Raw genomic sequence first — 3,799 nt, forward strand, 5'->3', positions numbered from 1 at the left:
GACGAAACCGATGCCGATGCCCCATGGGCATGCCGGTCACTCGGAAAAACCTCGTCCCCAAGTCCCTGCGGACTCCGACGTCAAAGCGGAAATGGACGGTTTCTCTCGCTTCAAACCCAGTCGCGGTAACGATCCCGATTCGGATTATTACCTAGGCAAATTGATGCCAGGCTTTCGCAGTGCCGCGGCGGGTCCGGCTCCGTTCGTCGCACCGGATCTCGCTAAATTGCCTTGGAAAATGGTGCGGGGTGCAAAGGAATTTCACTTGGTGCCGATGGCGGTCGAGCGAGAGTTTTTGCCTGGCTACAAGATGAATGTCTACGGCTACAACGGCAGCATGCCAGGCCCCACGATCGAAGTGAACCAGGGTGATCGGGTGCGGATTGTGGTGACCAACGAACTGCCCGAAGCCACCACAACACACTGGCACGGATTCGAGCTGCCAGTCCAGTACGATGGCAGCGAAACGTTGACTCAGAATCCGATCGAACCGGGCAAATCATTTGTCTACGAGTTCGACGTGCATGAGGAAGGGACATTCTTTTATCATTCCCACGTCCCGATGCAAGAAGCGTTTGGCAGCGTCGGTTGGTTCATCGTGCATCCTCGTAAAGTGTTCGACCCGCCGGTGGATCGCGACTTTGGCTTGATCTTTCAAAACTTTTTTATTGAGCCGACGCATACCGTTTCCGATAGTTGGCGGATGGATTGGAATTGGCACACGATCAATGGTCGCAGCGGTCCCTACACCACACCGCTGGTCGTAAAACACGGCGAGCGAGTCCGTGTTCGCATCCTCGACTTCTCTCCGATGCAACACCACCCCATTCACTTGCACGGACACACCTTTTGGGTGACGGGGCACGAAGGGGCTCGGATTCCCAAATCGGCCTGGATTCCTCGTAATACCGAATTGATTGGAATCGCTCAGGCGTCGGATTTCGAATTCATCGCCAACAACCCAGGCGACTGGATGTTCCACTGTCATATGGTTCACCACATGATGAATCACATGACTCGGCAAGTTGGTCCTCGGATTCGCAAAGGCGTTTCGGTCGACCGCTATTTAGCGAACTATTCCAACCGCCCCCGCGTCGATGCGACTCGCGATGATCCTGGATTTGATACCCCGGGATATCCGCAGGAAATGAAGAGCATGAATATGTCCGATGCGATGATGAAAACGATCTGGAGCCGTCGCGAAGTCCAAGGGATGCGAGCGATGTGGCCGATGTCGATCATGGGGCTAATGACTGCACTCCGAGTGCTGCCGGAGGATCTCTATCACAAGGTGATGGAGACCGATGAAGAGATCCCCAAAGGAAGTATATTCGAGGAAATCGTGCGACGCTTTGGTGACCCATCGACCTATCAATCCGGGAAAAAAATGGGGATGCACGGCATGGAGATGTAGATTGCATCGTGTCCACTGCCGGATTGAGCTTGGCTGAGTACAATGGGCTTCTACCCAAACGAAATGTCCCCGGCTTCGCTTCGTGCGTAAGACACTGATTTCCCATGCTTGATGACGAAGAAAAGAAAAAGTTAGCCAATCGCCTTCGGCGTGTCGTGGGACAAGTCGAAGCGGTCCAGCGGATGATTGATCAAGATCAGTATTGCGTCGATATTTTGATGCAGTTATCCGCCGCGACGGGTGCGTTAGGCAAAGTGGGACAAATCGTACTCGAGCAGCATTTGAAGCGGTGTGTCACCGAGGCCATCGAAAACGGAGACCCAGCAGATCGAGACGAGAAGCTGGAAGAACTGATCAAGCTGTTCCGCAAATACGCAGGGGTCATCGATTGACGTGATATTCTGGGGCTGCACCATCGTCGGCATTCTGCTGACTCTGCTAGGAATGTGGGAAACGTTTATGGCGGTCCTGCACCCCCGCGCCGTGGTCGGCCCGGTCACGACGGCGATCAATCGCGGCTTTTACCACTTGATTGATTCGCGATGGCTCAAGCAGTGTCGTCTTGTCGTTTTTAGTGGTCCCGCTCTGATCACGATTCATGTGATCAGCTGGGGGACGTTGCTCTTGATCGGGCTCAGTCTGATCGCGTGGCCCGAACTCGGTGACGGCATCATCACCAGCAGCGGCAAACCGGTGGATACTTCGTTTTGGACAGCCGTGTACTACGCTGGCTTTACCATCACCACACTGGGCATCGGTGATTTGGTGCCCAAACACTCGCCGATGCAGGTGCTGACCGTGGCCGCCGCAGCACTGGGGTTTAGTTTCTTTACGCTGGTATTGGCCTACGTGATTTCGATCTATTCCCGATTGGCTCGCCGCAACCAATTCGCTTGCGAGATTGACTATCGGACCCAACGAACAAGCGACACTTTGGCTTACTTGAAACCTTACCTCGTTGGCGATGACCCGTCGCTGATCCATCAAGATCTGTACACGCTTGCCTCGCACATGGCCGAGTTACTTGAATCGCATCACTTCTATTCGGTACTGCACTATTTTCGTTTCAGTGAGCCACGGTACTCGATGAGCCGGATGTTGCGTTTTTGCTTAGAAGTCGCTTCGCTGTTGAAGGCATTACGAGCCACGGGTGGCCCCAATGCCAGTTCGATCAGCGAGCCGGAAGAGCGTTTGTGGCACGCAAGTCGGCAGATGCTCGAAGACACCTGCGAACATTTCATCGCCCATCCCACATCGGATCACGAGATCGACACGTCGATTGCCGAGCGGTTGTGCGAGCAATTACAATCCGCATCGCCCGACGCACGCCCCTCGGATCCAACCAAGTTCATCACCGCGTACGCCGAGGCCTGCAAAGAGTGGTCTCATGACCTACGCTCGCTCGAAATCGGATCTGGTGATTAGCGGCAACTTACATCGCTAACATCGCGAGTGCCATTGCGATCATCACACTGTTTTCGATGATCGTGACCACCGACATCGGCAGATTAAATGCGGTTCCCAAGCAAGCACACTGAATCGCTTGCTTCTTTCTGACCGCCGCAATCACTCCCACCAACCCGATGCTCATCACCACCGCGGTCACCACGTTCGCGACCATCAACTGAGTCCCGGTGACAAACAACAATCCAAGCGTCACTTCGATCCACGGATACGCAAGCGCGTACGAACGAGACCGGCGTGCGATAATATCGTACGTCGAAAAGGCGTCAGCAAATTTTGAGATGTTCAGCAATTTAAAAAAAGCAAACCCCAAAAAGAAGAATCCCATAAAGTAACTCATCGCACGAGTCCATTGCCAATTTGCGTGAATCGATTCAACCAATACCGTGGCACCGATCACATAGCTAACGACAAGGAACAACGGCTTGTAAGTCCCCAAGCTAAACGCAGGCTTTGCAGCCGGCGCGGCAATGGATATGGTTTCCGGCTCGTGCGGAATCACCGATGCCGTGAAGCCCGCTTGCCCGATCAGGTCAACAATGTGCTCGGGCCGGCCTTCGGGAGCCAAGTCGACGTGAATCAATTTTCTTGGATCGCTTAAGTCCGATTTCCATTGACGGACACTTGGTTCGTTGTCCAAAAACGGTGTGACTTTACTGAGACATCCCCCGCAAGTCATCGAGGTCGAAAACGTTGTATTCATGATTTTAAGTTCCGTTGTGATTACAAGTGTTTGTTTCACTAACGATTGCTTCAATGATTGGACAACCAGGGACCTTGCCCCGACCTGAGCAATCGTGAACAAGCTGAGATAGCGTGGATTCCATCTGTTTGAGATCCGCTAATTTTTTTTGGATCGCCCCAACTTGGCTTCCGCCATTGTCTTTTACTTCACGCGAGTAAGTTCCTGGCTGCTCGGAC

The 3,799-nt window shown here is 53.3% G+C and carries 4 protein-coding genes and 1 pseudogene; 3 read left to right on the forward strand and 2 right to left on the reverse strand.

The features are described from left to right. Positions 1-10: 10 nt before the first annotated feature. The 3 genes from RMSM_RS26925 (at position 11) to RMSM_RS26935 (ending at position 2,839) form a co-directional block, all read left to right on the forward strand. Positions 11-1,414, forward strand: coding sequence for a copper oxidase (locus tag RMSM_RS26925; protein WP_008704303.1), 1,404 nt, complete (start codon positions 11-13; stop codon positions 1,412-1,414). A 104-nt stretch (positions 1,415-1,518) separates the two neighbouring features. Beyond that, positions 1,519-1,806: a metal-sensitive transcriptional regulator gene (locus tag RMSM_RS26930; protein WP_008704304.1), complete on the forward strand. Its 288-nt coding sequence runs from the start codon at positions 1,519-1,521 to the stop codon at positions 1,804-1,806. 1 nt (position 1,807) lies between these two features. Further along, the gene (locus tag RMSM_RS26935; protein WP_008704306.1) at positions 1,808-2,839 is read left to right on the forward strand and encodes a potassium channel family protein; all 1,032 of its coding nucleotides are present in this window, start codon (positions 1,808-1,810) and stop codon (positions 2,837-2,839) included. A gap of 7 nt (positions 2,840-2,846) precedes the next feature. Here the strand turns inward: RMSM_RS26935 and RMSM_RS26940 are convergent, their stop codons facing one another. Next, positions 2,847-3,581, reverse strand: a complete 735-nt coding sequence (locus RMSM_RS26940) for a heavy-metal-associated domain-containing protein (RefSeq protein WP_040769546.1) — start codon at positions 3,579-3,581, stop codon at positions 2,847-2,849. A gap of 4 nt (positions 3,582-3,585) precedes the next feature. Next, positions 3,586-3,799: pseudogene (locus RMSM_RS43030) on the reverse strand (heavy metal-responsive transcriptional regulator); the annotation flags it as partial.

Source organism: Rhodopirellula maiorica SM1 (assembly GCF_000346295.1).
Classification (GTDB): domain Bacteria; phylum Planctomycetota; class Planctomycetia; order Pirellulales; family Pirellulaceae; genus Novipirellula; species Novipirellula maiorica.

Coding starts and splice junctions, on each gene's coding strand:
- RMSM_RS26925 (WP_008704303.1), top strand. CDS start 11: ATGCCGATGCCCCATGGGCATGCCGGTCACTCGGAAAAACCTCGTCCC.
- RMSM_RS26930 (WP_008704304.1), top strand. CDS start 1,519: ATGCTTGATGACGAAGAAAAGAAAAAGTTAGCCAATCGCCTTCGGCGT.
- RMSM_RS26940 (WP_040769546.1), bottom strand. CDS start 3,581: ATGAATACAACGTTTTCGACCTCGATGACTTGCGGGGGATGTCTCAGT.